Annotated in this window: 3 protein-coding genes; all 3 read left to right on the top strand. The window is 41.8% G+C overall.

From position 1 onward, the window contains the following. Positions 1–151 precede the first annotated feature (151 nt). Positions 152–1096: a transporter YfdV gene (gene yfdV, locus PR675_RS20565; RefSeq protein ID WP_014657170.1), complete on the top strand. Its 945-nt coding sequence runs from the start codon at positions 152–154 to the stop codon at positions 1094–1096. 63 nt (positions 1097–1159) lie between these two features. After that, positions 1160–2416 carry a formyl-CoA transferase gene (gene frc, locus PR675_RS20560; RefSeq protein WP_042117085.1) on the top strand — a complete coding sequence of 419 codons (1257 nt, stop codon included), beginning with the start codon at positions 1160–1162 and terminating at the stop codon, positions 2414–2416. A 269-nt stretch (positions 2417–2685) separates the two neighbouring features. Beyond that, the coding region (locus tag PR675_RS20555; RefSeq protein WP_336297851.1) for a nitrilase-related carbon-nitrogen hydrolase at positions 2686–2888 on the top strand (203 nt) is incomplete at its 3' end.

Below are 2888 nucleotides of genomic sequence, written 5' to 3'. Positions count from 1 at the left end.
TCATATTGGTAACTTAAATCCGAAATCTGTTGTGAAAAATTAGCGTTATTTCAATGAAATAAATATTTAAATGGTTTCTGTGCCACTTATTCTTTTAAGTGGCATAGGAACGCTTTTGCCCAAAATAGGTGAAAATCATATGGCTGATTTTATGTTTAAGATATTTATGAGCGATTTATTGCCCATAATTATCATTATGGTTCTGGGATACGCTAGCGGTAAACGCAACGTATTTACCAATGACCAAGCAAAAGCATTTAATAAACTGGTTTTAAACTATGCTTTGCCTGCCGCGTTATTTGTCTCCATTGTGCGTGCAAACCGTGAAATGATTTTTGCAGATACTAAGCTGACAATTATTTCGTTTGTCGTGCTATTGGTCTGTTTTTTCTTTTCTTTCTTTAGTTGTAAGTACATTTTTAAACATAGTCGTGGTGAAGCCGCGGTGTGTGCATTGATTGCTGGCTCTCCTACCATTGGCTTCCTTGGTTTTGCGGTTTTGGATCCTATCTATGGGCAAACCGTATCAACCGGTTTAGTTGTGGCGATTATTTCGATTATCGTGAATGCGATTACTATCCCAATTGGCTTATTCTTACTTAACCCTTCCAATGCTGATGGTAAAAAAGGCGGCGGCGGTATGGATGCTCTTATTTCGGCATTCAAAGAGCCTGTTGTCTGGTCACCAGTATTGGCGACAGTTTTGGTATTAATCGGGATTAAAATTCCTGATGTTTGGGACCCGACCTTTGACCTTATTGCCAAAGCTAACTCCGGTGTCGCGGTATTTGCAGCCGGCCTGACACTGGCCGCGAATAAATTCGAATTTGATGGTGAAATTATCTACAACACCTTACTCAAATTAATATTGATGCCGGGCTTATTATTGCTAGTTGGTATGACATTTAATATGAGCTCAGAGCAACTACAGATGATGGTATTAGCCGGCGCATTACCGCCTGCCTTCTCTGGAATTATTATCGCGAGCCGTTTTAACCTGTATACCCGTACGGGAACAGCATCCCTCGCAGTCAGTGTACTTGGTTTTATCATCGCAGCACCGTTGTGGATCTACGTTGCGCGTTTGGTTGCATAATAAATAGATGAAGGTGAGGCATCAAATAGATGCCTCGTATCCATCATACAATAAGGAGTGATTATGGCTTTTCCACTTCCACTTGAAGGCATTCGTGTTCTTGATTTTACAGGGGTACAGTCTGGCCCATCATGTACTCAGATGTTGGCTTGGTTCGGGGCAGATGTAATAAAAATTGAGCGACCGGGGATTGGGGATGTCACCCGTAACCAGCTTAGAGATATTCCTGATGTTGATGCATTGTATTTTACCATGCTCAATAGTAATAAGCGTTCGCTAGAGCTGAACACGAAAACCCCTGAAGGCAAAGAGGTGATGGAAAAGCTGATCCGCCAAGCAGATATTTTGGTTGAAAATTTCCATCCGGGAGCGATTGACCATATGGGGTTTACCTGGGAAGTCATTCAACAGCTAAACCCACGCCTGATTTTTGGCTCCATCAAAGGGTTCAATGAAAACTCCCCTTATGCGAATGTGAAAGCCTACGAAAACGTTGCGCAGGCCGCGGGGGGAGCCGCATCAACAACGGGTTTTCCTGATGGCCCACCGGTTGTGAGTTCAGCGGCACTAGGCGATAGCAATACTGGTATGCACCTATTAATTGGTTTATTAGCAGCATTACTGCAACGCGAGAAAACGGGGAAAGGGCAACGTGTCACTATGTCGATGCAAGATGCCGTGCTTAACCTATGCCGCGTTAAATTGCGTGACCAGCAACGTCTCGAAAAACTCGGTTTTTTAGAAGAGTATCCTCAATATCCAAATGGTTCATTTGGTGATGCAGTACCGCGTGGCGGTAATGCCAGCGGTGGAGGGCAACCGGGAACGATGTTGCGATGTAAAGGGAGTGATCATGACCCGAATGCCTATATCTATTTTATCAATCAAGATCACAACTGGGCCAATACCTGTGATGCATTAGGTAAACCTGAGTGGAAAACCGATCCTGCCTTTGCAACCACAGAAGCACGGGTCAGCCATATCCAAGATGTTTGGGATGCTATTGAAGAGATTGCTAAAGACAAAGATAAACATGAGCTAACAGATTACTTTGACCAGTTCGGCGTACCTTGCTCGGCGGTTTTGAGTATGAAAGAGATTATGTATGACCCATCTTTGCGTGACAGTGGCTCTATTGTTGAAGTAGAACAACCATTGAGAGGCCATTATTTGACGGTGGGTTGCCCAATGAAATTTTCAGCTTTTACGCCTGAAATAAAAAGTGCACCACTTTTAGGTGAACATAATAGCGAAATTTTAAAAGAGTTAGGCTATAGCGAACAACAAATAGCTGAAATGAAAACGAAAAAAGTTATTTAAATTATCCAGCCCAATTAATTTTATTATTTAAATAAATTAATTGGGCTACGGCTAAATAATAGAGATTAATGATATCGAAATAAGAGTGCTACGCATTAATTAAATAAACGTAATAAATCAATTAAGAAGTTTGTTACCTCATCATTATTGATGAGTCGGCTTCACTCATCCATTTTTTGAATATTCGTTATTTGTTGGTTTAGCCAATAGTTGGGCTGCTTTATATGACTTCTGACAATAACGGTGGTTATTAAATAAGGACGAATAGCATGAACCATTTAACAGTGAAGAAAAGCAGTAAAGTTGCTGCTGTTGATTTTGTTCCCGCTTGGGGCGACTTAGAGGGGAATATTCGCCGTCTCGCGGAAGCAGCGGAAAAAGTGGCGGCACAAGGCGTTGATTATGCAGTATTCCCCGAAACGGCAGTAAGTGGTTATTTATTTTCTGATTCAGCAGAATTAGCACCTTATTT

This window comes from Providencia sp. PROV261 (assembly GCF_028477945.1).
Lineage (GTDB): Bacteria > Pseudomonadota > Gammaproteobacteria > Enterobacterales > Enterobacteriaceae > Providencia > Providencia stuartii.
Note: the sequence above shows the minus strand (reverse complement) of the source record. Positions and strands in the feature narration are given on the sequence as shown.